Genomic DNA, 22,685 nt, shown 5'->3' with positions numbered 1-22,685 from the left:
ACAAGCACCACGCACTGTTGCCCATTAGCAACACTGCGTAGTCTAGGGCCCGTCGGCCGTGGCGATCTGCAGCCGGGCACCGCCAAAGTCGTTGCCGGCAATAGTTGTGCAAAGCCCGGCCCATTCGCAGCCGCCACAGGCCGTGCGGGTCTCGCCGCTCGCAAAAGCGGCGCGCATGATCGCAAGGTGATGGCTATCCAGCACAATGCAGGTGCCGGCGCGGAGGGGCCGCGCCAGCAGTTGGGTCAAAGCTTGGAGCGCATGCCGATCCCGCTCGATGACGCTATCGCGCCAGCAATGGGGATCGGCCTCGACAAGCAGGGGCGCGCAGATATCATCGGGGCCATCCACCAAAAGGATATCCTCGCCACCATTGAGCCGCCGGATCATCACGTCGTAATTGGCTGTGAAGGCTGGCGTGTAGCCCTTGCCGACATAGGTCAGCATGCAGAGCAAATGGTGAGCGCGCAGGCGCAGGGTCAACGCGCCAGCGCCTTGAGTGCGGCGGCACCGAGAGCCGATTTCAATACCGCGCCAACCAGAAACGGCGCCACGCCGCTCATGAACGCCGCCTCGGCGCCGATCATGATTGCCAGCCAGGCGCCACCGACCGCGAGACAGACCAGATTACCCGCCAGCATGGACACAAATGCCAGCACCACGCGCTTGCCGTTCCAGCCACGCTCGGCCAGCCAGCCAACCAATGCGCCGGCCACGGGGAAGGCAAACAGATAACCAGCCGTCGGACCGACAAAGTGGTGAGCACCAGCCGCACCACCCGACAGCACCGGCAAACCGATCGCACCTTGGATCAGCCAGGCGGCAATCGTGATCGCGCCCAGCCGCCAGCCATAAAGCGCCCCCACCAGCGTTACCGCCAGGGTCTGCATGGTCATTGGCACGGGCACCATCGGCACCTCGACATAGGACGACAGCGCCAGGAACAGCGTGCCAAGAACGACCGCGCCGGCCTGCCGGACCAGCGAACGGCGCTGCAGACGGAGGGGACTGAATGATGGAGTTGAAGACAGCGGTTGGGTCACGGACATATCCTAATGCACATTATAGATAATTTTGACGACTCATCTATTAAACTCAAAATTTGTGTCCGAGGCAATGGCAGCAATTGGCGGCGGCCTGCGCAGTCTGGGCTTCGGGACAGGGTGCGCTCCATACGCCTCACCCCACGATCCATCGATCCATCCGCGTCCCCGACCGCACCAAACTCATCGCGGAGTCATTCCCGCGCAGGCGGGAATCCACTCTCCGCTCATCCGACCAAGCAAGAATGGATTCCCGCCTGCGCGGGAATGACCCCGTGGTTGAACAGGGGATAGCGGAGAGCGCCGGTAAGTAGGGGAGCCCGGAGCCGCACCTCTACCCGACGATAGCAAATGCCTCGCGCGTCGTCCCGGCGGCAGTGCGGACGGGCTTTTGCCCAATCCACTGCACATGCCGACCCAACGTGGTCAGAGCCACGTCGATATTGCCCTGCCGTAGCGCCACAAGGATCGCCAGATGATCCTTGTCCGTGCGGGCCTCCCACTCCGAACGCCAGGCAGCGAACAGGAAGCGAGCGCTGGCGGCATGCAGGTCGTCGATGGTGGCCAGCAGTCGCGGCATGCCGCAAGGCGCCAGGATGGTGCGGTGAAAGGTGCGGTTGGCCTCTTCCCAGGAATGCACGTCACGGGATCTATCGCCGGCGCGTGTCGCCTCCTCGGCTAGGTCGAGTATCGCCTTGGTCAGGTGCGGCGCGGCATGGCGCAGTGCCAGCACTTCCAGCGAAGCGCGCATCTCGGCGACTTCCTTGACCTCGGCCAGATCGAACGCCGCCACCCGCACACCCCGGCGCGGTTCACTGATCGCCAGGCCCTGCGCTTCAAGCCGCCGAAAGGCTTCGCGCACCGGCACGTGGCTGGTGCCGAATTCACTGGCTATATGATCCTGCCGCAGCCGCGCGCCGGGCTCGATCGCGCCAGCAATGATCCGCTCGGCCAACACCTTGCTGATCCGCACGGCGATGGTATCGTCCTTGGCTTGGGTCATGATTTATAGATAATTTGCGCCGCCCCGGCTTGTCGAGGGCAAAGATCAGCGCCGGGCGTAGCGATGCGCCTGGTAGCGCTCCTTGGTTAGCCCGAACAGCACATGGTCCTCCCAGCGACCGTCGATCTGCAGGTACTTCTCGGCAAAGCCTTCTTCGACAAAGCCATTCTTCTCCAGCACCCGGCGCGATGGCGTATTGCCGGGCAGGAAAGCCGCATGAACGCGGTGCAGGTCGAGCGTGTCGAAGACGAAAGGCAACACCGTGCCCACAGCTTCAGTCATCAGCCCCTGCCCGGCGAAGTCTTGTCCCATCCAGTAGCCGAGGTTGACGAACTGGGCGGCCCGCCGCCGCACATTGGACAGGGTAATGCCCCCGACCAACACATTCTGGCGCCCACGCGTCGCGAAAACGAAGAACGAATAGTCGCTCCCCTCCTCTGCCTCTTGTCGCGCCCGCTTGACCCGGACCGAGAACACGCGCCGGGCCAGGTCAGCCTCGGTCCAGCGCGGCTCGAACGGCTTGAGAAACGCCTGGCTGGCCTTTCGCAGGGCGTACCACTCGTCATAGTCGCTCATCTGCGGCGGTCGCAACAACAGCCCCTCACCGCGCAGCGCGATCACCGGCGACGAACTGGACCAGGGCCAAAGCATGGTGAGATCAACCGTCTTAGCGCTTGAGCATGTCGCCGATGGCCCCGGCATCGACCAGGTTGCCGATCGGTCCGATTCCCGCCAAGGTCGGGGTGCCGGCGGTGAAGATCTGCTCGGCCACTTCCTGCACGCGCTTGGCGGTGATGCGGCCAATGCGCTCGACTGTCTCGGCCATCGGGATCGGCCGGCCCCACAGAATCTGCTGGCGCGCCAACTGGCCGGCGCGGGCCGAAGGGCTTTCCAGCGACATCAGCAGCCCGGCGCGAATCTGGTTACGCACCCGGATCACTTCCTCGTCGGTAATGGTCTCGGTGGCGCGCTTGAGTTCATCCAGCACCACCGGCACCAGATCACCCACCTCGTCCTCGCCCGTCGCTGCGGCAACACCGAACACGCCGCTATCGGCAAAGGCCCAGTGGAACGAATAGACGGAGTAGCAGAGGCCGCGCTTTTCGCGCACTTCCTGGAACAGGCGCGAGCTCATGCCGCCGCCTAGGATCGAAGCCAGCACCTGGGCGGCATAGAACCCGTCCGAATTATAGGCGCGGCCCTCAAAGCCGATGACGATATGAGCCTGCTCGTGCTCGGAGACCAGCCGCTCTTCGCCGCCCCTGTACTCGGCCCGCTGCGGCGCCGGGGCGCCATTGGGCTTGAGTTCGGCAAAACGCTGCTGGGCGACTTCGACCAGCCCGTCATGGTCGATATTGCCGGCTGCGGCCAGCACCATGTGGTCGCCCACATAATTGCGGTTCATGTATTTGCGGATGGTGTCGGCGCTGAAATCGCGCACCGAATCCACGGTCCCCAGAATGGTGCGCCCGATGGGCTGCTCGGGAAATGCAGCCGCCTGGAACAGGTCGAACACATGATCATCGGGATTGTCGCGCGCCGCGCCAATCTCCTGGACAATGACCTGTTGCTCGCGCTCCAGTTCATTCTCGTCAAATTGCGAATTCTGCAGGATGTCGGCCAGGATGTCCGCCGCCAGGACCACATCGTCCTTCAGCACCCGGGCAAAATAGCCCGTATGCTCGATCGAGGTCGCGGCATTGAGATCACCACCGACATTCTCGATTGCTTCGGCAATCTGCAGCGCTGTACGGGACTTGGTGCCTTTGAAGGCCATGTGCTCGAGCAGATGCGACACGCCATGCTCGGCCCGACGTTCGGAGCGGGCGCCGGCCTTGACCCACACCCCGAGCGAAGCGCTCTCCAGATGCGGCATGTCGTCGGTCAGCACCACCATGCCGTTGTCGAGGGTTGTCGATCGTACGCTCAACGCATTCCTCCCAGGCACCGCGGTCGAGTGACCGCCCGGCCCCTCGTCTTGTGCTAGCTGGCGCGGGTGCGCGCCATGATGAAGTCTTCAACTGCTGCCTGATCATTGGCAAGCACTGTCACGCGCTCTTCACGGTCATGCAGGTCTGCCAGCCAGGCCGGCAGCGCCGGATCGATGCCAGAGGCCTCGGCCACAGCCGCCGGAAACTTGGCCGGATGCGCCGTCGCCAGTGTGATCATCGGCACGGTGCCGAGTGCGCCGCGGGCCACATGCACGCCGACAGCGGTATGGGGATCGAGCAGATAGCCCGAATTCTTGAGCGTGGTGGCAATCGTCGCCCGCGTCTCGGCCTCCCCGGTCGTGCCGGCAGAGAACTCGGAGCGGATGGCGCCCAAAGCCGCCTCCGGCAGCGCAAAGCCGCCGGACTGCTTGAGGCCATCCATCATGCGCACGACCGCAGCAGCATCGCGGCCCGCGGCGTCAAACAGCAGGCGCTCGAAATTGGACGAGATCTGGATATCCATTGACGGGCTGATGGTGGGGGCCACGCCTTCCATCTCGTAGCGGCCAGTGTCGATGGCACGGCGCAGGATGTCATTGGCATTGGTGGCGACGATAAGCCGCTCGATCGGCAGGCCCATGCGCTTGGCGCAATACCCGGCGAAGATGTCGCCGAAATTGCCGGTCGGCACGGCAAAGCTCACCTTGCGATGCGGGCTGCCCAGCGAGGCTGCGGCGGTGAAGTAATAGACGATCTGGGCGACGATCCGGCCCCAATTGATCGAATTGACCCCCGACAGGCGCACGCCATCGCGGAAGCGATGATTGTTGAACATGGCTTTGACGATGTTCTGGCAATCGTCAAACGTGCCTTCGACCGCAATGTTATGCACATTGGCATCGAGCACGGTCGTCATCTGCAGGCGCTGCACGGCCGAGGTACGGCCCAAGGGATGCAGGATGAAAATGTCGGTGGTGTCGCGGCCCTTGAAGGCCTCGATCGCGGCAGACCCGGTATCGCCGGAGGTGGCGCCAACGATGGTCGCGCGCAGGTTCCGTTCGGTCAGCACATGGTCCATGACCCGGCTGAGGAACTGCATGGCGACGTCCTTGAAGGCCAGCGTCGGCCCATGGAACAGCTCGAGCACGAAATGGCCCGGCTCCAGTTCGACCAGCGGCGCCACGGACGGATGCCGGAAGCCGGCATAGGCCCCGTCGATGATGGCCTTGAGCGCATCGGGCGCGATCTCGTCGCCGGTAAAGCGCGAAATGATGTCATAGGCGACATCGGCATAGGCCCGGCCAGCGAAGCCGGCAATTTCGTCGGGACTGACCTGCGGCCAGCTCTGGGGGACATAGAGCCCCCCATCGGAGGCCAGACCTGCCAGAACCGCATCGGAGAAGCCGAGCGCCGGCGCCTGGCCACGCGTGGAAACAAACTGCATCGAGGGGAAGTGCCCTTTTAGAATTAGTGCAACCTAGTCAAAGCGCGGCTGAACCGCAAGTTTTGATGGACGTGCCCGCTCAGCGCCGCCGCCGACCCGGCCGCCACAACCACACCGCCAGCATGATCGGGGTGATGATGGCAAAACCATACCAGGTCAGCGCATAGCCCAGATGGTTATTGGGAAAGCTGATCACCGTCTCGCCGCCTTGTGGCAAGGTGCCCGCAGGTCCGGCGGGCAAATCAACATAGAATGGGGCGAAAGGCGCCAGTGCCGGATCGACCATCTCGCCTAGCCGCTGGGGGTCGCGCACCCAATCGATGCGATCGCGGGCATTGGCCTCGGGCACAAAGGCCCCGGCATGTTCAGGCGGCCGCAGCATGCCGGTGATCGTCACCACACCTTGGGGGCCAGCGGGATCGTTCATGAAATCGGGCTGCACCGCCTGCGGTACGAAGCCACGATTGACGAAAACCGAGCCACCGCCTTCCAGCGCAAAGGGCGTGACGATCCAGTAACCGGGGCCCGATGCCGGGCCATTGCCGTCAACCAGGCTGGTGAAGATGGCAATGGCCTGGTCGTGGTGGAATGTGCCGGTCAGGCTGACGGCTTCAAAATTGTGGGCGTCGGCATCGAAGCCCGCCCATTCGGCTTGCGCCGGCAGCGCCACAGCGGGCGTATCGATCCGCTCGGCGACCGCTGCGACCAGCGCTTCCTTCTCGGCCAAGCGTTCCATCTGCCAGGTCCCCAGCCAGATGAACACCCCGGTCAGCACCACCATGATGATGGCAAAGGTCCAGGTCATGATCGGATTGGGACGGCGCGGCTCGGCGGCGGGACTGGTCATTGGTGACCCTCATGGGCATCGTGCCGGTATTGCAGCGCCACCAGCACGCCCTTGAACGGGGGCAGCAGCGCCAGCGACAGCACGATGGTCGCCGGGATCCACAGCATCAGATGCACATAGGGCGGCGGGTTGAACACGGCGCCGACGATCAGCGCCAGAATGATGATGATCGGGCTGACGAGGAAGATCACGAAGATCGCCGGGCCATCGCCGCTATCGGCAAATTTGAGATCAAGGCCGCAGATCGCGCAGCTCTCTGCCACCTTGAGATAGCCCTTGAACAGCTTGCCCTGCCCGCAATTGGGGCAGCGGCAGAGCAGGCCCGTGACAAGGGCCGAGGCAGGTGGCTGAACTGGCGTCATTGCTGACCCTCAAAATGAAATCGGGGCGCGGCGTGTGCCGCGCCCCGTAAATGCTTGGCCGGGTTGGCGCTAGTGGTTCAGCGCCACGCCCCAGCTACCCCAGACATAGACCGAGGCGAACAGAAACAGCCAGACCACGTCGACGAAATGCCAGTACCAGGCGGCAAATTCGAAGCCCAGGTGACGTTCCGGCGTGAAATCGCCGCGCTGGGCCCGGATCAGGCAGACCAGCAGGAAGATGGTGCCGATGAAGACGTGGAAGCCATGGAAGCCCGTCGCCATGAAGAAGGTGGCGCCGTAGAGGTTACCCGAGAACGAGAAACCAGCTTCGGTATATTCCAGGATCTGCACGGCCGAGAACAGCGCGCCCAGCGCGATGGTCAGGATCAGGCCCCACTTGAGACCCTGACGGTCATTGTTGAGCAGCGCATGGTGCGCCCAGGTCACGGTGGTGCCCGAGGTCAGCAGGATCAGCGTATTGAACAGCGGCAGGTGGAACGGGTCGAAGAGTTCCACACCCAGCGGCGGCCAGTGACCACCGGTGGCGATGACACGAGTGGCCTGTTCGACGTCATCGAAGCGGAAGAAACCGTCGAAATACGCCCAGAACCAGGCAACGAAGAACATCACTTCCGAAGCGATGAACAGCAGCATCCCGTAGCGGTGATGCATCTGCACCACCGGGGTGTGATCAACGCCATTATTGGCTTCGGCGATCACATCGGACCACCACGCATACATGGTGTAGAGCACGCCAGCGAGGCCGATGAAGAACAGCCACGGCGTCCAGTTATGCATCCAGGCAATGCCGCCCAGCGCCAGAACGAAGGTCGCAACAGAACCGACAAAGGGCCAGGGACTGGGATTTACGAGATGGTAGTCATGGTTCTTGGCAATGGCGGCCATGTTCAGCTTCCCTCATTGTCTGAAGCGTAGAAAGTATAAGAGAGCGTTATCTCTTTGATGGTGTTGAGGTCCTTGTTCTCAGCGAGATCAGGGTCCACAAAAAAGACGATCGGCATTTCCACGGTTTCACCGGGCTGCAGCGTCTGCTCGGTAAAGCAGAAGCATTCGATCTTGTTGAAGTAGTAGCCAGCGCGCTCCGGAGAGACGTTGAATACCGCCATGCCGGTCATCGGCTTGTCGGAATGATTGGTCGCCACATAATTCACCGTATCGACCGCGCCGATCTTGTCGGTGATGGTTGCTGCGGGGGTAACGGTCCACTGCAGCGAATGGTCGACATTGGAGTCGAAGCGCACGGTCATTTCGCGTGCGATGACACCCTTGGGATTATCGTCGGCCCTGCTCGGCGTGCCACCATAGCCGGTGACCTGGCAGAACAGGGCATAGAGCGGCACGGAGGCATAGGCGAGCCCGACCATGCCGAAGACGACGCTGGCGCAGATGATGCCGACACGCTTGTTGGAGGCCATCAGAGTGCCCGATCAAACAGGCCTGGACCCATCTTGATGATGGTCAGAACGTAAAAGATCACCGAAAAACCGGCCAGAGCGACCGCCAGGCCGATCGAGCGACCGCGACGCGCCTTGGCGCGGGCAGCAGCGACTTCGGGTGTGTCGAGTTCGACACTGCGGATTTCGTCAGGTGCGCTCATAGGAAGCCTCCAAACCGCACTAGGAGATTGTCGGTCAGCAGCGCGAAAAAGACGATGAAGAGATAGCTCAGCGAAAAGGTGAAGAGCGTGCGGGCCGCGCGGCGCATCGGCGCGCCATCCTCGGCACGCTGAAGCTTCCACGCGAGATAGATGAAGGACAGGCCAGTGACGACTGCAGCGGCAGTATAGAGCCAGCCCGAAAAGCCAAGCAGGCTCGGCAGCAGGGTCGAGGCGGCCAACAGCACCGAATAGACCAGGATCTGCACGCGGGTCGACTTTTCGCCGGCCACATTGGGCATCATCGGCACGCCGGCAGCGCTGTAGTCGCTCTGCTTGTAGAGCGCCAGGGCCCAGAAATGTGGCGGGGTCCAGAGGAAAACGATGAGGAACATGGCGCAGCTGACCAGCGAAATATCGCCCGTCACTGCGGCCCAGCCGACCATGGTCGGAAAAGCCCCGGCAGCACCGCCAATGACGATGTTCTGCGGTGTCCGGCGCTTGAGCCAGATGGTGTAGATCACCGCATAAAAGAAGATGGTGAAGGCCAGCAGTCCGCCGGCAACCCAGTTGGTGGCCAGGCCCAGCAGGGTGACCGAGCAAACCGAGAGGACGAGGCCAAAGACCAGCGCCTGTTCGCGGGAGATGCGACCGGCCGGGATCGGACGATTGGCGGTGCGGCTCATGATGGCGTCGATATCGCTATCGTACCACATGTTGAGCGCGCCCGAAGCGCCACCGCCGACGGCGATGGCAAACACGGCGATGACAGCCAGGATCGGATTGATCGTACCGGGCGCCACGACGAGGCCGACAAAGGCCGTAAACACCACAAGCGACATGACGCTGGGCTTGAGCAGCGCGAGGTAGTCCCCCACGCGCGCTTCACCCGTCACTGCCGGATTGATTTTGGTGTCGCCGAGATAAGCCACGGGCCTCGCCTTGGTTGATCCGGACCGCGCGGGGCGCGGTCCGGAATGGTGTTGATCTCGCGCCTAGTGCGCGTTGGTCGAGTCGATCTTGGGCAGTGTCGAGAACTGGTGGAACGGCGGCGGGGAGGACAGGGTCCATTCCAGCGTCGTTGCGCCCTCGCCCCACGGATTGTCACCGGCCGGACGCTTCTTACGGGCTGCTTCCCACATCGCGTAGAAGAAGATCAGCATCGACAGGAAGGTGATGTAGTAGCCGATCGAGGAGACGCGGTTCCACAGTGCAAAGGCGTCCGGGTAGTCGATGTAGCGGCGCGGCATCCCGGCGAGGCCGAGGAAGTGCTGCGGGAAGAACACCAGATTGACGCCGATGAACATCGTCCAGAAGTGCACCTTGCCCAGGAATTCCGAGTACATGTAGCCGAACATCTTGGGGTACCAGTAGTACCAGCCAGCGAAGATCGAGAACACGGCACCCAGCGACAGCACGTAGTGGAAGTGAGCAACCACATAATAGGTGTCGTGCAGGGCACGGTCGGCGCCGGCATTGGCGAGCACCACACCGGTCACACCACCAACGGTGAACAGGAAGATGAAGCCGATGGCCCAGAGCATGGGCGTACGGAAGGTGATGGAGCCGCCCCACATGGTGGCGATCCACGAGAAGATCTTCACCCCGGTCGGCACCGCGATGACCATGGTGGCAGCAACGAAGTAGCGCTGCACGTCAAGGCTCAGGCCGGTGGTGTACATGTGGTGAGCCCACACGACGAAGCCGACGAAGCCGATGGCGACCATGGCGTAAGCCATTGCCATGTAGCCGAAGATGGGCTTGCGCGAGAAGGTCGACACGATGTGACTGATGATGCCGAAGCCCGGCAGGATCATGATGTACACTTCGGGGTGGCCGAAGAACCAGAACAGGTGCTGGAACAGGACCGGATCGCCGCCGCCTTCAGGGGCAAAGAAGGTGGTGCCGAAGTTACGGTCGGTCAGCAGCATGGTGATGCCACCAGCCAGAACCGGCAGGGCCAGCAGCAGCAGGAAGGCAGTGACCAGCACCGACCAGGCAAACAGCGGCATCTTGTGCAGGGTCATGCCCGGCGCGCGCATGTTGAAGATGGTGGTGATCAGGTTGATCGAACCCAGGATCGAGCTGATACCGGCGACGTGCAGCGACAGGATGGCGAAATCCATGGCCGGGCCAGGCTGGCCGGAGGTCGACAGCGGCGGGTAGATGGTCCAGCCACCGCCCGTACCGAGGGCACCGGCAGGGCCTTCGAAGAACATGGACATCAGCAGCAGGATGAAGGCCGGCGGCAACAGCCAGAAGGCAATGTTGTTGATGCGCGGGAACGCGGTATCGGGCGCACCGATCATAAGCGGGGCGAAATAGTTGGCAAAGCCACCCATGGTCGCGGGCATGACCATGAAGAAGATCATGATCAGGGCGTGAGCCGTGGTGAACACGTTGTACATGTGCTTGCCGGCGTCGAGCGCTTCGCCGCCAGCCGGGTCCATGCCGTAGGCCATGGCCGCAAGGCCATGGAAAATCTGAATGCCGGGCTCCTGCAGCTCGAGGCGCATCGCGCCCGAGAGCAGACCACCGAGGATCCCCGCGATAATCGCGAAGATCAGGTACATCACGCCGATGTCCTTGTGGTTGGTCGAATAGACCCAGCGGCGCCAGCCGGTCGGGGTATGCGCATCGTGCGAGGCGGCATCGTGGCCGGTCGCATGGGCTTCGAGGTGAGTGGTGGTTGCCATGACTTTAGGTGTCCCCTAACCCTTTTCTACTGGATCGCCGCGAGGGTGGCGTTGGCGCTCGCATAGTCGCCGCCGCTCTCGAAGCCGGCCATGAAGGCCGCAAATTCTTCTTTGGTCACCACGCGCACGGCGATGGGCATGAACGCATGGTCCTTGCCGCAAAGCTCAGAGCACTGACCATAATAGATACCGGTCTCGCGCGCATTGAACCAGGTTTCATTCAGACGACCGGGAACGGCGTCGATCTTGATACCGAAGGATGGCACGGCGAAGGCATGGATCACACCGGTCGGGCTGGCAGTGACCTGCACGCGCACAGTGGTATCAACCGGAACGACGAGTTCGTTATCGACAGCCAGCAGACGCGGCTGGCCGGGCTTTTCGGCAAGGCGCTCGGGCTCCTGCAGCATGTTGCTGTCGAAGAACTTGGTCTGGTCGACATATTCGTAGTTCCAGTACCACTGCTCGCCGGTCGCCTTGACAGTCATCTCGGCGGCAGGAACTTCGACTTCACCGAAGGAGAAGATGTTGGAGCCGAGGTACTTGCGCTCGCCATCCGGGGTGGTCAGCTGGTCGGCCAGCACGCCGAAAGACGGGATGGCGATGATGATCAGGACGATGATCGGCAGCACGGTCCAGACGATTTCCACCATGGTATTGTGGGTGAACTTGGCCGGAACCGGATTTGCCTTGGCGTTGAAGCGGACCACGATGACGATCAGCAGCGCCAGAACCAGCACCACGATCGCCGTGATCGACCACATCAGAATGCCGTCGTGGAAGGCCACGATGGAGTCCATGATCACTGTTACCGAGGGCTGCAGATGATATTGACCGGGCATTGGATGCCCCGCCTCAGTCTGCTGAGCCAATGCCACGCCTGGCGCGAATGCCAGCGCGGCTGCGGCAACGGCTCCCAAACGCCTCTTAAACTGTCCGGTCACCTGTAACCCCCTAATAGCTGCAATTGGTGCGTCCGCACCGGGATTGAGGGGGGTGATTTGTGCGGCATAGCTAACGCCGCCCCGACTCAACCTCGGAGCGCTAAACTCGATGTCGAGCTAAATCACATCAATGCAACCGAGTCCATTCCGGCGAACGATCACCTACATGCGTCATATTGCACCCGCAGGACATTTTCCGGCCTCAACCTCGCCGTACTTGCCACCTTCATATCGCCAACGTTATCGCGGGCATTGGGGGCTTCGGTTGACAGCGCACAGTGCCTGTCGGAAACAGGCGAAAGCCTTCGCGAACGCGCGATTCGTCAGGAGTAATATGACAGTGAAGCGGTTTTTGATGCGCAATCTCATCGTCGCCGGCCTCGCCGCGGCAAGTCTGGGCCTTGGTGGCGCAGCCGCTTTCGGCCAGGGCGTGGTTCGCGCCCAGTATGGCGATTGGCAGATGAGCTGCGACACCCCGCCCGGTGCCAGCACTGAACAATGCGCCATCATTCAAAATGTGATGGCCGAAGATCAGCCCAATGTGGGGCTTTCGGTCATTGTCCTGAAGACCGCCGATCAGCAGTCGCGGCTGCTGCGGGTGCTGGCGCCGCTCGGCGTGCTGCTGCCCAATGGGCTGGGCCTCAATATTGATGGCCAGGATATGGGCCGCGTTGCCTTCGTGCGCTGCCTGCCCAATGGCTGCGTTGCCGAAGTCGTGCTCGACGATGCCCTGATCGAGACCCTCTCGAATGGCACCAATGCCATTTTCGTGGTGTTCAAGACTCCCGAGGAAGGCATCGGTATTCCGGTCTCGCTCAAGGGTTTCAAGGACGGGTTTGCCAAGCTCCCCTGATCCAAGCTCCCCTGATCCAAGTTCCCCTGATCAAGGAGACATTGATGCAGGAAGACCGGCGCGGCACTGTTCGCCATCGCACCCTCAAGGGCGGACGCATCGCGTTCAATGACGGGTTTTCGACCCTGCAATGCCTCGTCCGCAATATGTCCGACACTGGCGCCCTGCTCAAGGTTACCAGTGTCGTCGGCGTTCCCGACACATTTGATCTGGTCATGGATGATGGGCGCAGCTTTGCCTGCACCATCGCCTGGCGCCGCGAGACCGAGATCGGCGTCAGCTTCAGCTGATTGAGCCACCTCTGCGCGGACCGCCCGCCTCCCCATACAAAAAAGCCGGACAAGTGCTCCAGGCACCGGTCCGGCAAGTCATCAGGAAACTAGGCCGGCGGCAAAACCGGCCTGGGAGATGGCACGAGCGCTCCAAGGGAATGTTCATGCCAACTGAAGGAGCCGACGCCCAGGGGGACGCCGGCGGTCGGGAGGGACGCCGATCAACGCGCCCGATGGAGAAAAGCTGATCCGCTCCGGGCGTTTACGGCGTCCAATAGGCTAGAGGCGGGCCCGGCGGGCACGCGCTGCATTGAGCATCGAGCCGGCGCTGCGCCCCCGGGTCTGCATGGCTTCGACAATGTCGGAGCGGCTGATGCCAAGGTCGTCCAGGCGGTCATGATCGAGGTCAAGCAGGGCGGTCAGGGCAACGCGTCGGGCTCGCTCGGCGCGTGCTTTGGCCATCCAGCGCACCAGCGCGGACAGAGGACTTGCGGGCGTGGCGGCCGCAACCGACCGCTCGCCATAAAGCGAGAGAGCCATGATACGTCTCCGAATTTTGGTTGTGCCGGAGGGAGGTCCGGCGGGTTTCGACACTCCCAGGAGGCCGATAGTGCAGAGGTACGCGCTGGACATCCATTCGTCTAACAAATAGATTTCATCCGCTCTATCAATTTCAGTGATGGAAAACACCGATGACCGCCCCGCTCGATCTGGACCAGCTGCAGAGCTTCTGCGCCATTGCCGATTGCGGCAGTTTCACCGAAGCCGCACGGCGGGTGAACAAGACCCAGTCCGCCGTTTCCATGCAGATCAAGCGGCTGGAGGAGCGGCTCGGCCATTCCCTGCTCAGCCGCGATGGCCGCAGCGTCAATCTCACCCATCATGGCGAGGCGCTCTATCAACGCGCCCGCAAGATGCTGCGCACCAATGCCGAGATTCTCGATCATTTCTCCGATGGCGACCTGTCGGGCTCGATCCGCTTCGGCGTGCCCGACGACTATGCCGTGCGCCTGCTGCCGGTCATTCTCTCCAGTTTCCAGCGCACCCATCCGCGCATTGTCGTCGACGTGGCCTGCGTCGCCTCCGAGCAATTGCTCGATGGCATGAAGGTCGGCCGGCACGATCTCATCGTCTTTACCCAGGGCACCGACCAGAATTTCGGCGAACTGTTCCGTACCGAAAAGATGTTCTGGGTGGCCTCCCATGGTGGGCGGGCGCTCGCCAGCGAACCCCTGGCGATTGCCTGCGGCCCGCAATGCTGCATCTGGCGGCAGGATGCGATGGAAGCCCTCAACCGCGCCGGCAAGGATTACCGCATCGCCTATACGTCCTCGAACGCCACCGCGATTTCGAGCGCCGTACTGTCCGATCTGGCTGTTGGCTTCCTGCCGGAAAGCGCGCTGCAGCCCGGCATGCGCATGGTGGCCGAGGAATTTGGCCTGCCCCGGCTGGGCGATGCCCAGATCGCCCTGATGCGGGCCAGCCACGCCTATGGCGGCATTTACGATGCGCTGGCCAACCATATCGTGCAGTCGATGGGCAATCTCGACGCTCACGGCCCCGCCGCCGAAGCCGCCGAATAACGTCATGAGGCGGCGCCGGTCTCACCAGCGCCGCCCCAAGGCAGAATTCAAATTGTCGGCAGCAGCCTACATCTCGGCGGCTTTGAAGATCCGGGTCAGGTCGCCGCCCCATTCGCCGTCATAAAGGTCGAGCCAGCGCTCGGCTGGCGATTTTGCCAGACGGATGGTTTCCTCCAGCGGCGCCATGTGGATGCTTTCGTCTTCGCCCCGAGCATTGCGGATGCCCCGGCGCACAAGCCCGGCTTCGGCAATGCCCACGGCCTGCGCCGCGATGTCGTAGAGATTGGTACGCTCATAAGGCGTCGCCAGCCCCAGCCGCGGCACTTCGCGGCGCATGAATTCGCGGTCCTCGCGGCTCCACGGCTTGACCATTTCCCAGGCCGCCTCGAGCGCGATGTCGTCATAGAGCAACCCGACCCAGAAGGCCGACAGCGCCGTGACCGACTTCTCGTCGCCCATATCGGCGCCGCGCATTTCGAGGAACTGCTTGAGCCGCACTTCCGGGAACAGCGTCGACAGATGGTCTTCCCAATCCTTGATGGTGGGCTTTTCGCCCGGCAGTTGCGGCAGGTCGCCATCAAGGAAGGCGCGGAAGCTCTCGCCCGCCACGTTCACATATTGGCCATTGCGGATGACGAAATACATCGGCACGTCGAGCGCGTGGTCGGCATATTGCTCGAAACCAAAGCCTTCCTCGAAGGCGAAGGGCAGCATGCCGGTGCGATCATTGTCGGTATTGAGCCAGATATGGCTGCGGAAGCTGAGGAAGCCGGTATCGCGACCATCGGCAAAGGGCGAATTGGCGAACAGCGCCGTGGCGATCGGCTGCAGCGCCAGCGCGACGCGCAGCTTCTTGACCATGTCGGCTTCACTGGAAAAATCCAGATTGGTCTGCACGGTGGCCGAACGGAACATCATCGAGGTGCCGAGCGTGCCGACCTTTTCCATATAGGGCGCCATGATCGCGTAACGCGATTTGGGCATGGAGGGGATTTCGGAGACCGACCAGATCGGGGTCACGCCCAGGCCCAGGAAATGGATATCCAGCGGGCCGGCGACGTCCTTGGCAACGCGCATATGCTCGGCCATTTCGCTGGCCGTGCCATGCAGATCGATCTGCGGCGAACCCGACAGCTCGAACTGCCCGCCGGGTTCGAGAGAAATGCCGCCGGCAATTTCATTATTGCGCAGGCCGATGGGATTGTCCCCATCATAGAACGGCGTCCAGCCAGTCTTGGCCTCGATGCCCTCTAGCAGCGCACGGATGCCATTGGGGCCTTCATAGGCCACCGGCCGTAGCGGATTGGTGTGGAAGACGTGCTTTTCGTGCTCGGTGCCGATGCGCCACTGGTCCGCCGGTTTGGCGCCCCTGGCCATCGCCTCGATCAGGTCGGCGCGCGATTCAATGGGGGGCGAAACTATCTCGGCACCGGCCATAAGGTCCTCTGGGTCGTGAGGGTTGATTGTGGGGCGCGAACATAACGTCGCGCAAGCCGAAAGCAATCGCCTTTTATCGCCAATCACCGATGATTGCCTGAATGAGGGCCAGTCCGGCCACCGCCGCGGTGTCCGCCCGCAGGATACGCGGCCCCAGGCTCACCGGTGTGACAAAGGCTTGCGCCCGCAAGACTTGCCGCTCCTCCTCGGAGAATCCGCCCTCGGGACCGATCAGCAGTCCGACCTTTTGCCCCCGCAGTGCCGCGACCTGCTCGACCGGCGAAGCCGAGGCTTCGCTCTCATCGGCGAGAATCAGTTGCCGGTCGCCCTGCTCTGCTCCCCAGGTCGACAGCAGCTTTTCCAGCGTCGTCTCCGGGGCCACTACCGGCACCGTCAACACTTCGCACTGCTCTGATGCCTCGATGGCATTGGCCACCAGCCGGTCATGCTTGAGGCGGCTGACCTGCGTGTAGCGCGTCAGCACCGGCTGGATGATCCCGGCCCCCATCTCGGTCGCCTTCTGGATCACATAATCCAGCCGCTCGGTCTTGAGCGGGGCAAAGCCATACCAGAGCTCCGATGGCGGCGTCTGGGCCGCCACCTGCTCGACCACTTCCAGCGTCACCGACTTCTTGGAATCACTGGTCAGGCGGGTACGCCAGGCACCATCGCGGCCGTTGAACAGCACGACCTCATCGCCCACCACCTTGCGCAGCACCGCCGCAAGATAGAGCGATTGCTCCTTCTGCAGGGCCACCGCTCCGCCAAGCGCCAGATCGGGCTCGACATATAGGCGCGGCAGTGAGGCATAACTACGGGGCATGAGATCTCGTCGCTTGGTCTTGCTGCAGTTACTGCCAATGCCCGCACCGATCAAGCACGGGCGTCTGCGCGGACACAGTCCCGAACCATAGCGGCATTTTTCCACCGGGTCATTGCGGCACGGCAGGAAGCCATTCTTCTCTGCCATCTGGTGCGCTAAGAGTGGTTAGCGATGCGTGAATGACCCAGCGGACGAATGTGAGCATGACCCAAACCAGCACAAACGATATCGGCAGTGTCGCCGACGCAACCGAGGGCAATTGGGTCGACAGCCACGCCCCCGACTGGCTCAAGCCCTATGCGCGACTGGCGCGCTGGGATCGCCCGATTGGCTTCTGGCTGCTGTTCTGGCCCTGCGCCTTCGGTCTGGCACTGGCCGCCGTCGCCAATCCGGTGCGCGGTTTCGACTGGTGGGCGTGCATATTGATGTTCCTCGGCTCGGTATTGATGCGCGGCGCCGGCTGCACCTTTAACGACATCGTCGACCGCGACATCGACGACAAGGTCGCCCGCACCCGCCTGCGGCCGATCCCCTCCGGTCAGGTCACCACCAGGCAGGCGCTTGGCTTCCTGCTGGCGCAGGCGCTGCTCGGCCTTGTCATCCTGCTCCAGTTCAACCGGGTCACCGTGTTCCTCGGCATCGCCTCGCTGGTGCTGGTGATCATCTATCCATTCATGAAGCGCATCACCTGGTGGCCCCAGGCCTTTCTCGGCCTCGCCTTTTCCTATGGCGCCCTGCTCGGCTGGAGTTCGCAGATGGGCGGCCTTTCTGTCACCCCGCTGATCCTTTATTTCGGCTGCATCCTCTGGGTCATCGGCTACGACACCATCTATGCGATGCAGGACGCCGAAGACGATGCCCTGATCGGGGTCAAATCGACCGCGCGCCTGTTCGGCCCGCACACCCGCCCCATTGTCGCGGGCTTTTACGCCGGTGCCTTCGTGCTCTGGCTGGCGGCCGCGATACTGGCCGGCGCCAACCTGATCTTCGCCGTCCTGGCGCTGATCCCTGCCGGTCTGCTCGCCTGGCAGGTGCAAACCCTCGACGCCCTCAAGCCCGAAAACCCCAAAACCCGCTTCCGCTCCAACCATCTGGTGGGGATTGCGCTGACCCTGGCCTTGCTGGCCGAGTGGGTCTGGTAACGGTTTCACCAACGACAAAACGCGAAAGGGACCAGCCGCACCACCGGCTGGTCCCTTTCGCGTGCTTTGGAGGCAGAAAGGCTTAGTTGGCTTCGGTCTGGCCGGGCTTGCGGCGGTTCAGGAAGCGGGGGCGGCGGACTGCATCGGCGGCAAGCTTGCGGCGCGAGGCCGAATTGCCGAGCATGACGCCATCGACCTGCTGGCTATAGGGCATATAGGCGCCGTCGCCGGCCTTGATGAACAGCGGCAGGCGCAGCTTGCGGCCCCAGTTCTGCCATTCGGCAACGACGTTGTGGTTGCCCTGCTCTTCGAACACTTTGTAGTTCAGCTCGTGATCGCCATGGACCAGCTCGATGGTGCTGATCAACACGCCTTCATCCGAGATCGACGTCGCTACGGCAACGCCGATGAATTCATCCACTGGCACCTTGATCTTGATGGCGACGCCGCTCTTTTCGAGCTGCTTGCGCACGGTGACGGTCTTCACCGGCTCGCGGGGGCCATTGTCATTGGCGGCAACAAAGTGCTTCTGCGCCGCTGCTGGCTTCACGAACGCCAGAACGACCGATGCGCTTTCAATCCCAACGCCATGAACCATTTTCGATCTGCCTTCCTGTCAACTTCAAGAGCTTGTTTTTTGCGCTCTCTTTTATGACCCCACCTTACGCGGTCCCCTTACCCAGCCCCTTAATCGGTTCGGTTAAGTTTATGTTGTTTTCTGCGAGGGTTAGCGGGATCTAACCGGGTGTAACAGCCGATTAACCGGCCGCGCTGGCACCTCGTTAACCGCCTGCTTTGCGCCCCTTCCGGCATGACATCGGCGCCCTAAAACGGGGGACCAACAGCCCATCCCGGCCCGGCCCTTGCCCGATGGCTGGGGGAAGCCTAAAAGCGCGGCGATGACAGCCGATACCAGCCCAGCGCAAGACCTCGAACTGCTCCGCTCCTCGGCGGTAGCAGCGGGGATCATCGCCAGCGGTTATTTCCGGCGCGATGTAAAGAGCTGGACCAAGGAGAACGCCTCCCCGGTCAGTGAAGCCGATATCGTGGTCGATCAATATCTTGCCGCGGCCCTGCTTGCTGCCCGCCCCGATTATGGCTGGCTGAGCGAAGAAACCGCCGACAATCTCAACCGCCTCGAGCGCAGTCGTGTCTTTGTCATCGACCCCATTGATGGCACGCGCGGCTTTTTGCGCGGTGAAGACAGCTGGACGGTCTCGCTGGCCGTGGTCGAGGACGGCGTGCCGATTGCCGGCGTCGTCTATGCGCCGATGCGCGATGAACTCTATGATGCGGTCAAGGGTGGCGGCGCCCGTCTGAACGGCAAGCCGATCATGCGCCGGCGCCGCCCCGGCGCCGCGCCGCTGATCCCGGCACCGGGCGCCGTACATCAGGAAATGCAGGCCTCCGGTCTCGACTATCGGCGCGGCCCTGCCTATCCGTCGCTGGCCTATCGGCTGGTCCAGGTGGCGACCGGCAAGCTCGACGGTGCCGTGGCCCGGCGCGGTGCCCAGGATTGGGATATCGCCGCAGCGGCGCTGATCCTGGATGAAGCCGGCATCGGCTTTGCCGATGTCTGCCAGGGGTTCCCACAATTCAACAGACCTGATGTGCGTCACGGGGCGCTTGCGGCGCTTGGCGACATAAGCCTAAAACCCCTGGTGCATGCGGCGCTGATCAAGGTCTATGGTTGCCCCTCGGGCAGCCAGGCGGCGCCGGAAGTCTCCCACACCTAACTATCGGATCCCAAGCGATGGCCAATTCGGAAACGCCCAAGCAACTCCTGCACCTCGTGATCGGGGGCGAATTGTCGAGCCTGGAAGGCGTGACATTCGCCGATCTCGACAAGGTCGACATTGTTGGCCTCTATCCCAATTACGCCAGCGCCTATGCGGTCTGGCGGCAGAAGGCCCAGATGACCGTGGACAGCGCCCAGACGCGCTATTTCATCGTTCACCTGCACCGCCTGCTGGATCCGGAAACGCACAAGGAATAGCGCTCCGCGCTCCTCTGATGCTGGGTAACGAAACAAGGATTGCGGCGTGCTGAACTCTCTTTCCAGCATCATGCTGGTGTCGGGCCTCGTGTTCATGGGCACCGCGCCATTTGTGGCCGACTATATCGTGCTGGCAGCGGGCCTTGTCGGTCTGGTGCTGGCCCTGGTCACCCGCGACGAATTGATCAGATCCTGGCCCAGCCGCCTGCTCCTGCTGGCGCTGGTGCTGGTCAGCATCACCATCCCCTTCGTCTATCACAGTGTGGCCGACCTCCTGCCGCTGGCCGCCTTCGCGCCATTGCTGCTGGTGCCCGGCATTGCAGCGCTGCTCCGGCGCAGCCCCGAATGGCTGTCGCCCTATGCCTTCGCCATGGCGTGCCTGGCTGGTGCCATCGCCGCCTGCCTTGTCGGGCTGGCTGAATACGCCGCCATCGAAGGAGCCCGGGCCGGGGCCGGCAATAATCCCATTCATTATGGCGGCATCACCACCATGCTGGGCTTCATGGCCCTCACCGGCATCGTCGCCGGCCGCTCCCCGATCCGCCTGATCTTTCTGCTCGGGCCCCTTGCTGGTCTGGTCGCAGCATTGCTCTCCGGTTCGCGGGGCCCCCTGCTGGCCTGGTTCGCCTTGGGCATAGTTGCGGTCCCCTTCATCATTTGGTGGAACCGCCGCGATCGCCTGGTCCTGGCCGCGCTGGCAATAGCCCTGGCGGCTGCCATAGCGGTGGTTATGCTCTCATCGGACAATCGTGCCGTCGCGCTGCTTGGTCCGATTGCGGGGAACGGATCGTCGATTTCGCTTGCTTCGGGTGGCCTGCCTCCAGAAACAAATGGGGTGCAGGGCTTGATTGCTCAGGCGCCTCTGGTACAGGCGATCCAGCAGCAGGATGTTGCGCGCCTGGCCATGCTCCACGCCGCATGGGAGGCGTTCAAGTCTTCGCCCATCGTTGGTATCGGATTTGGGCAAATCATGCCCTTTGCCAAAGCGGTCAATCCCGACGTGGATCTTGGGACCCTCGAAAACCTGCATAGCGACATCGGCAATTTCGCCGCTATGGCCGGCCTGCTCGGCGTCATCGCCTATGGTCTGGTCATGCTGACGCCGCTGTCCCTGCTGGTTCCAGCAGCAGCGCGCAGCAATCGCCCGCTGGTGCTGGGCAGCCTGATGCTGGTCGTGGGTTATGGCGTGCTGGGCCTGACCAATGCCATGTTCGGCGTATTGCCTCAAACCATGCTGTTCGTGTTGCTGCTGGGCTATCTTATGGCCCTGCAGCGCAACCAAGCTACCCTCAGCTGACCACGGCGCGCTCTGGCTGCAGCGCGGCCAGAATCGCCTGCATCGCACCGGGCGGGCCGATGCGTTCGCGGCCAATCGCGCTGAGCCGCGCCAGTTCGTCCGGATTTTCCAATAGACGCTGCAGCGCCTCGGCAATGCCTTCGGCCGTGGCCGGCACGCCGATACGCGCCTCGCCGAACAGCGCCTGCTCGTCGAGAAAGCGCGAGCGGCGGTCATTGGCGCTGACAAAGGTTATCGAGGGCCGGCCGAGCCCCAGCGACTGGGTGGTTGCCGTGCCGGCCTGCGACAGCACCAGATCGGAGGCAGCCACCAGATTGCCCATGGCGCTGCCACTGGCCATGTGGATGGTCAGTCGGCCATCCGATAGCGTGCCCATGTCGCCGCTCTCGGCGCTCAGCATTGGCGTGCGCTGCAAGCCGGCATCCTGCGCCAGATCATCGACATTGAGCCCGCCGGCCACCGCCAGGAACACATCGGGCAGCACGGCCGGCGGGAGCTTGCGCAAGGCGGCAACCTGCAAGGCCAGGTTCTCGCCAGTAACGCCACGGCTGCCCGGCAACAGCGTTACCGCCAGTGGCCTCGTGCGGCGGCTGGCGGCGTCGTAATTGCCATAAGGGATGGTATCCATCATCACATTGCCGGCGCAGCGGGCATCAACGCCGATGTCGCGCAGCGAAGCCGCCAGATTGTCGGCGCGGCAATAGACGATGTCGCAGGATTTCCTGATCGCCCAACGTTCGGCCGCCGAATAGAGCCGCGCCGAGCCGGTCTTGTAGACATCGATATAGAACAGGTTCCGGTGCCCGACGGCAAAGGCCGCCAGAACGCCGATCATGTCTCCGACGACGATGACGCGGTCGTAGCGGCCCCTGACCTTGCGCAGGAATTTCAGCGCCGGCGGAACGGTCCGTAGCCCGCCAGCGGCAACATCGCGGCGCAGCGAGCCCTTGGCCGTGCGCGCGCCGCCCGATGCCAGGCTGGCGCGTGGGCCGACAATGGGACAGACATCGGCATAGGCAGAGCCCTGCCCCAGCATGGGATAGGCCTCAACGCTCCCCGCAGTGCCGAGGCGGCGCACCATGGCAGCGGCGATCCAGTCCTCGCCATGGCCATTGGAGACGAACAGATATCTGGGACGCCCCGACGCTTGCGCCACGATCAGTTTCCGAGGCCGAACCGTTCGAACGCCTCATTGGCGACGACTGCATCGGCATAGGCCTCCTGGCGGTCGACATTCCAATAGAACAATTCGTCCAGCGGAATGGGCTTGCCGGTTATGGCGCACCGCACGAAGCTGCCGGGCTTGAGTACGACATAGTCGCCATCGAGATAGCGGATCGTGGCTTCGGAGGGGGTGAACCCCTTGTCGAAAATGTTCATCGCTGTGTTCCTTGCAG

27 protein-coding genes are annotated in these 22,685 nt (G+C 62.8%); 7 read left to right on the top strand and 20 right to left on the bottom strand.

The genetic code is table 11. The features are described 5' to 3' along the window. Positions 1–42: 42 nt before the first annotated feature. From BUA69_RS19265 to coxB, 14 genes are all read right to left on the bottom strand, one after another. Positions 43–483 (bottom strand): DUF1284 domain-containing protein, encoded by a 441-nt coding sequence (locus BUA69_RS19265; RefSeq protein ID WP_046135521.1) that lies wholly within the window; start codon positions 481–483, stop codon positions 43–45. Then, entirely contained in the window at positions 480–1,049 is a 570-nt protein-coding gene (locus BUA69_RS19260) for a biotin transporter BioY (protein ID WP_046135520.1), read from the bottom strand. The genes BUA69_RS19265 and BUA69_RS19260 overlap by 4 nt, the downstream gene beginning before the upstream one ends. A gap of 328 nt (positions 1,050–1,377) precedes the next feature. Next, a complete protein-coding gene (locus tag BUA69_RS19255) occupies positions 1,378–2,046 on the bottom strand; it encodes a GntR family transcriptional regulator (protein WP_046135519.1) in 669 nt (222 codons plus the stop codon). Positions 2,047–2,091: 45 nt separating this feature from the next. Continuing rightward, positions 2,092–2,697 carry a GNAT family N-acetyltransferase gene (locus tag BUA69_RS19250; protein WP_046135518.1) on the bottom strand — a complete coding sequence of 202 codons (606 nt, stop codon included), beginning with the start codon at positions 2,695–2,697 and terminating at the stop codon, positions 2,092–2,094. Between the two features lie 16 nt (positions 2,698–2,713). Then, positions 2,714–3,976, bottom strand: a complete 1,263-nt coding sequence (locus tag BUA69_RS19245) for a M16 family metallopeptidase (protein ID WP_046135517.1) — start codon at positions 3,974–3,976, stop codon at positions 2,714–2,716. A 53-nt stretch (positions 3,977–4,029) separates the two neighbouring features. Further along, on the bottom strand, positions 4,030–5,421 hold the full coding sequence (gene thrC / locus BUA69_RS19240) for a threonine synthase (RefSeq protein WP_046135516.1): 1,392 nt from the start codon (positions 5,419–5,421) through the stop codon (positions 4,030–4,032). A 79-nt stretch (positions 5,422–5,500) separates the two neighbouring features. Continuing rightward, complete coding sequence (locus tag BUA69_RS19235; RefSeq protein ID WP_052950579.1) at positions 5,501–6,268, bottom strand: SURF1 family protein; 768 nt, start codon at positions 6,266–6,268, stop codon at positions 5,501–5,503. After that, a complete protein-coding gene (locus BUA69_RS19230; RefSeq protein ID WP_046135515.1) occupies positions 6,265–6,630 on the bottom strand; it encodes a DUF983 domain-containing protein in 366 nt (121 codons plus the stop codon). The genes BUA69_RS19235 and BUA69_RS19230 overlap by 4 nt, the downstream gene beginning before the upstream one ends. Positions 6,631–6,699: 69 nt before the next feature. Continuing rightward, on the bottom strand, positions 6,700–7,536 hold the full coding sequence (locus BUA69_RS19225; protein WP_046135514.1) for a cytochrome c oxidase subunit 3: 837 nt from the start codon (positions 7,534–7,536) through the stop codon (positions 6,700–6,702). Positions 7,537–7,538: 2 nt separating this feature from the next. Continuing rightward, on the bottom strand, positions 7,539–8,066 hold the full coding sequence (locus BUA69_RS19220; RefSeq protein WP_046135513.1) for a cytochrome c oxidase assembly protein: 528 nt from the start codon (positions 8,064–8,066) through the stop codon (positions 7,539–7,541). Then, positions 8,066–8,248, bottom strand: coding sequence for a hypothetical protein (locus BUA69_RS19215; RefSeq protein WP_046135512.1), 183 nt, complete (start codon positions 8,246–8,248; stop codon positions 8,066–8,068). Before BUA69_RS19215 ends, BUA69_RS19220 begins: the two co-directional genes overlap by 1 nt. Continuing rightward, the gene (locus BUA69_RS19210; RefSeq protein WP_046135511.1) at positions 8,245–9,177 is read right to left on the bottom strand and encodes a heme o synthase; all 933 of its coding nucleotides are present in this window, start codon (positions 9,175–9,177) and stop codon (positions 8,245–8,247) included. Before BUA69_RS19210 ends, BUA69_RS19215 begins: the two co-directional genes overlap by 4 nt. A 63-nt stretch (positions 9,178–9,240) precedes the next feature. Next, the gene (gene ctaD / locus BUA69_RS19205) at positions 9,241–10,941 is read right to left on the bottom strand and encodes a cytochrome c oxidase subunit I (RefSeq protein ID WP_046135510.1); all 1,701 of its coding nucleotides are present in this window, start codon (positions 10,939–10,941) and stop codon (positions 9,241–9,243) included. 26 nt (positions 10,942–10,967) lie between these two features. Next, entirely contained in the window at positions 10,968–11,885 is a 918-nt protein-coding gene (coxB, locus tag BUA69_RS19200; RefSeq protein WP_046135509.1) for a cytochrome c oxidase subunit II, read from the bottom strand. Positions 11,886–12,219: 334 nt separating this feature from the next. On the opposite strand from coxB, the gene BUA69_RS19195 reads away from it, so the two are divergent. Together BUA69_RS19195 and BUA69_RS19190 are read left to right on the top strand one after the other, a co-directional pair. Beyond that, entirely contained in the window at positions 12,220–12,738 is a 519-nt protein-coding gene (locus BUA69_RS19195) for an invasion associated locus B family protein (RefSeq protein WP_143154596.1), read from the top strand. 44 nt (positions 12,739–12,782) lie between these two features. After that, positions 12,783–13,028 carry a PilZ domain-containing protein gene (locus BUA69_RS19190; protein WP_046135508.1) on the top strand — a complete coding sequence of 82 codons (246 nt, stop codon included), beginning with the start codon at positions 12,783–12,785 and terminating at the stop codon, positions 13,026–13,028. A 261-nt stretch (positions 13,029–13,289) separates the two neighbouring features. Here the strand turns inward: BUA69_RS19190 and BUA69_RS19185 are convergent, their stop codons facing one another. Continuing rightward, positions 13,290–13,550, bottom strand: a complete 261-nt coding sequence (locus BUA69_RS19185; protein ID WP_046135507.1) for a hypothetical protein — start codon at positions 13,548–13,550, stop codon at positions 13,290–13,292. Between the two features lie 152 nt (positions 13,551–13,702). On the opposite strand from BUA69_RS19185, the gene BUA69_RS19180 reads away from it, so the two are divergent. Further along, entirely contained in the window at positions 13,703–14,593 is an 891-nt protein-coding gene (locus tag BUA69_RS19180) for a LysR family transcriptional regulator (protein ID WP_046135506.1), read from the top strand. A 66-nt stretch (positions 14,594–14,659) separates the two neighbouring features. Here the strand turns inward: BUA69_RS19180 and BUA69_RS19175 are convergent, their stop codons facing one another. Continuing rightward, positions 14,660–16,030 carry a glutamate--cysteine ligase gene (locus tag BUA69_RS19175; RefSeq protein ID WP_046135505.1) on the bottom strand — a complete coding sequence of 457 codons (1,371 nt, stop codon included), beginning with the start codon at positions 16,028–16,030 and terminating at the stop codon, positions 14,660–14,662. A 73-nt stretch (positions 16,031–16,103) separates the two neighbouring features. After that, positions 16,104–16,853 (bottom strand): 16S rRNA (uracil(1498)-N(3))-methyltransferase, encoded by a 750-nt coding sequence (locus BUA69_RS19170; protein WP_143154595.1) that lies wholly within the window; start codon positions 16,851–16,853, stop codon positions 16,104–16,106. A 203-nt stretch (positions 16,854–17,056) separates the two neighbouring features. On the opposite strand from BUA69_RS19170, the gene ubiA reads away from it, so the two are divergent. After that, positions 17,057–17,995: a 4-hydroxybenzoate octaprenyltransferase gene (gene ubiA, locus BUA69_RS19165; RefSeq protein WP_046135540.1), complete on the top strand. Its 939-nt coding sequence runs from the start codon at positions 17,057–17,059 to the stop codon at positions 17,993–17,995. A gap of 82 nt (positions 17,996–18,077) precedes the next feature. Here the strand turns inward: ubiA and BUA69_RS19160 are convergent, their stop codons facing one another. Beyond that, positions 18,078–18,593, bottom strand: a complete 516-nt coding sequence (locus BUA69_RS19160; protein WP_046135504.1) for a DUF6101 family protein — start codon at positions 18,591–18,593, stop codon at positions 18,078–18,080. Between the two features lie 301 nt (positions 18,594–18,894). Between BUA69_RS19160 and BUA69_RS19155 the strand changes: the two genes are divergently transcribed. Genes BUA69_RS19155 through BUA69_RS19145 form a run of 3 tightly spaced genes read left to right on the top strand, consistent with a single transcriptional unit; the run spans position 18,895 to position 21,288 of the window. Continuing rightward, entirely contained in the window at positions 18,895–19,731 is an 837-nt protein-coding gene (locus BUA69_RS19155; protein WP_046135503.1) for a 3'(2'),5'-bisphosphate nucleotidase CysQ, read from the top strand. Positions 19,732–19,748: 17 nt separating this feature from the next. Further along, positions 19,749–19,991, top strand: a complete 243-nt coding sequence (locus tag BUA69_RS19150; protein ID WP_046135502.1) for a DUF4170 domain-containing protein — start codon at positions 19,749–19,751, stop codon at positions 19,989–19,991. A gap of 46 nt (positions 19,992–20,037) precedes the next feature. Then, positions 20,038–21,288 carry an O-antigen ligase family protein gene (locus BUA69_RS19145; protein WP_143154594.1) on the top strand — a complete coding sequence of 417 codons (1,251 nt, stop codon included), beginning with the start codon at positions 20,038–20,040 and terminating at the stop codon, positions 21,286–21,288. Here the strand turns inward: BUA69_RS19145 and BUA69_RS19140 are convergent. Beyond that, the gene (locus BUA69_RS19140; protein ID WP_046135500.1) at positions 21,281–22,444 is read right to left on the bottom strand and encodes a glycosyltransferase family protein; all 1,164 of its coding nucleotides are present in this window, start codon (positions 22,442–22,444) and stop codon (positions 21,281–21,283) included. The genes BUA69_RS19145 and BUA69_RS19140 overlap by 8 nt on opposite strands. Before the next feature lie 2 nt (positions 22,445–22,446). Further along, the gene (locus BUA69_RS19135) at positions 22,447–22,668 is read right to left on the bottom strand and encodes a DUF2093 domain-containing protein (protein ID WP_046135499.1); all 222 of its coding nucleotides are present in this window, start codon (positions 22,666–22,668) and stop codon (positions 22,447–22,449) included. Between the last annotated feature and the right edge of the window lie 17 nt (positions 22,669–22,685).

Source organism: Devosia limi DSM 17137, assembly GCF_900128975.1.
Taxonomy (GTDB): Bacteria; Pseudomonadota; Alphaproteobacteria; order Rhizobiales; family Devosiaceae; genus Devosia; species Devosia limi.
The sequence above is the reverse complement of the archived record's forward strand: the minus strand, read 5'-3'. Positions and strand labels throughout refer to the sequence as shown.

Excerpts from the sequence above, each read along its gene's own strand:
- BUA69_RS19260 (WP_046135520.1), bottom strand. The coding sequence starts at position 1,049 with ATGTCCGTGACCCAACCGCTGTCTTCAACTCCATCATTCAGTCCCCTC.
- BUA69_RS19255 (WP_046135519.1), bottom strand. The coding sequence starts at position 2,046 with ATGACCCAAGCCAAGGACGATACCATCGCCGTGCGGATCAGCAAGGTG.
- BUA69_RS19250 (WP_046135518.1), bottom strand. The coding sequence starts at position 2,697 with ATGCTTTGGCCCTGGTCCAGTTCGTCGCCGGTGATCGCGCTGCGCGGT.
- thrC (WP_046135516.1), bottom strand. The coding sequence starts at position 5,421 with ATGCAGTTTGTTTCCACGCGTGGCCAGGCGCCGGCGCTCGGCTTCTCC.
- BUA69_RS19235 (WP_052950579.1), bottom strand. The coding sequence starts at position 6,268 with ATGACCAGTCCCGCCGCCGAGCCGCGCCGTCCCAATCCGATCATGACC.
- BUA69_RS19230 (WP_046135515.1), bottom strand. The coding sequence starts at position 6,630 with ATGACGCCAGTTCAGCCACCTGCCTCGGCCCTTGTCACGGGCCTGCTC.
- BUA69_RS19225 (WP_046135514.1), bottom strand. The coding sequence starts at position 7,536 with ATGGCCGCCATTGCCAAGAACCATGACTACCATCTCGTAAATCCCAGT.
- BUA69_RS19220 (WP_046135513.1), bottom strand. The coding sequence starts at position 8,066 with ATGGCCTCCAACAAGCGTGTCGGCATCATCTGCGCCAGCGTCGTCTTC.
- BUA69_RS19215 (WP_046135512.1), bottom strand. The coding sequence starts at position 8,248 with ATGAGCGCACCTGACGAAATCCGCAGTGTCGAACTCGACACACCCGAA.
- ctaD (WP_046135510.1), bottom strand. The coding sequence starts at position 10,941 with ATGGCAACCACCACTCACCTCGAAGCCCATGCGACCGGCCACGATGCC.
- BUA69_RS19195 (WP_143154596.1), top strand. The coding sequence starts at position 12,220 with ATGACAGTGAAGCGGTTTTTGATGCGCAATCTCATCGTCGCCGGCCTC.
- BUA69_RS19190 (WP_046135508.1), top strand. The coding sequence starts at position 12,783 with ATGCAGGAAGACCGGCGCGGCACTGTTCGCCATCGCACCCTCAAGGGC.
- BUA69_RS19185 (WP_046135507.1), bottom strand. The coding sequence starts at position 13,550 with ATGGCTCTCTCGCTTTATGGCGAGCGGTCGGTTGCGGCCGCCACGCCC.
- BUA69_RS19180 (WP_046135506.1), top strand. The coding sequence starts at position 13,703 with ATGACCGCCCCGCTCGATCTGGACCAGCTGCAGAGCTTCTGCGCCATT.
- BUA69_RS19175 (WP_046135505.1), bottom strand. The coding sequence starts at position 16,030 with ATGGCCGGTGCCGAGATAGTTTCGCCCCCCATTGAATCGCGCGCCGAC.
- BUA69_RS19170 (WP_143154595.1), bottom strand. The coding sequence starts at position 16,853 with ATGCCCCGTAGTTATGCCTCACTGCCGCGCCTATATGTCGAGCCCGAT.
- ubiA (WP_046135540.1), top strand. The coding sequence starts at position 17,057 with ATGACCCAAACCAGCACAAACGATATCGGCAGTGTCGCCGACGCAACC.
- BUA69_RS19160 (WP_046135504.1), bottom strand. The coding sequence starts at position 18,593 with ATGGTTCATGGCGTTGGGATTGAAAGCGCATCGGTCGTTCTGGCGTTC.
- BUA69_RS19155 (WP_046135503.1), top strand. The coding sequence starts at position 18,895 with ATGACAGCCGATACCAGCCCAGCGCAAGACCTCGAACTGCTCCGCTCC.
- BUA69_RS19150 (WP_046135502.1), top strand. The coding sequence starts at position 19,749 with ATGGCCAATTCGGAAACGCCCAAGCAACTCCTGCACCTCGTGATCGGG.
- BUA69_RS19135 (WP_046135499.1), bottom strand. The coding sequence starts at position 22,668 with ATGAACATTTTCGACAAGGGGTTCACCCCCTCCGAAGCCACGATCCGC.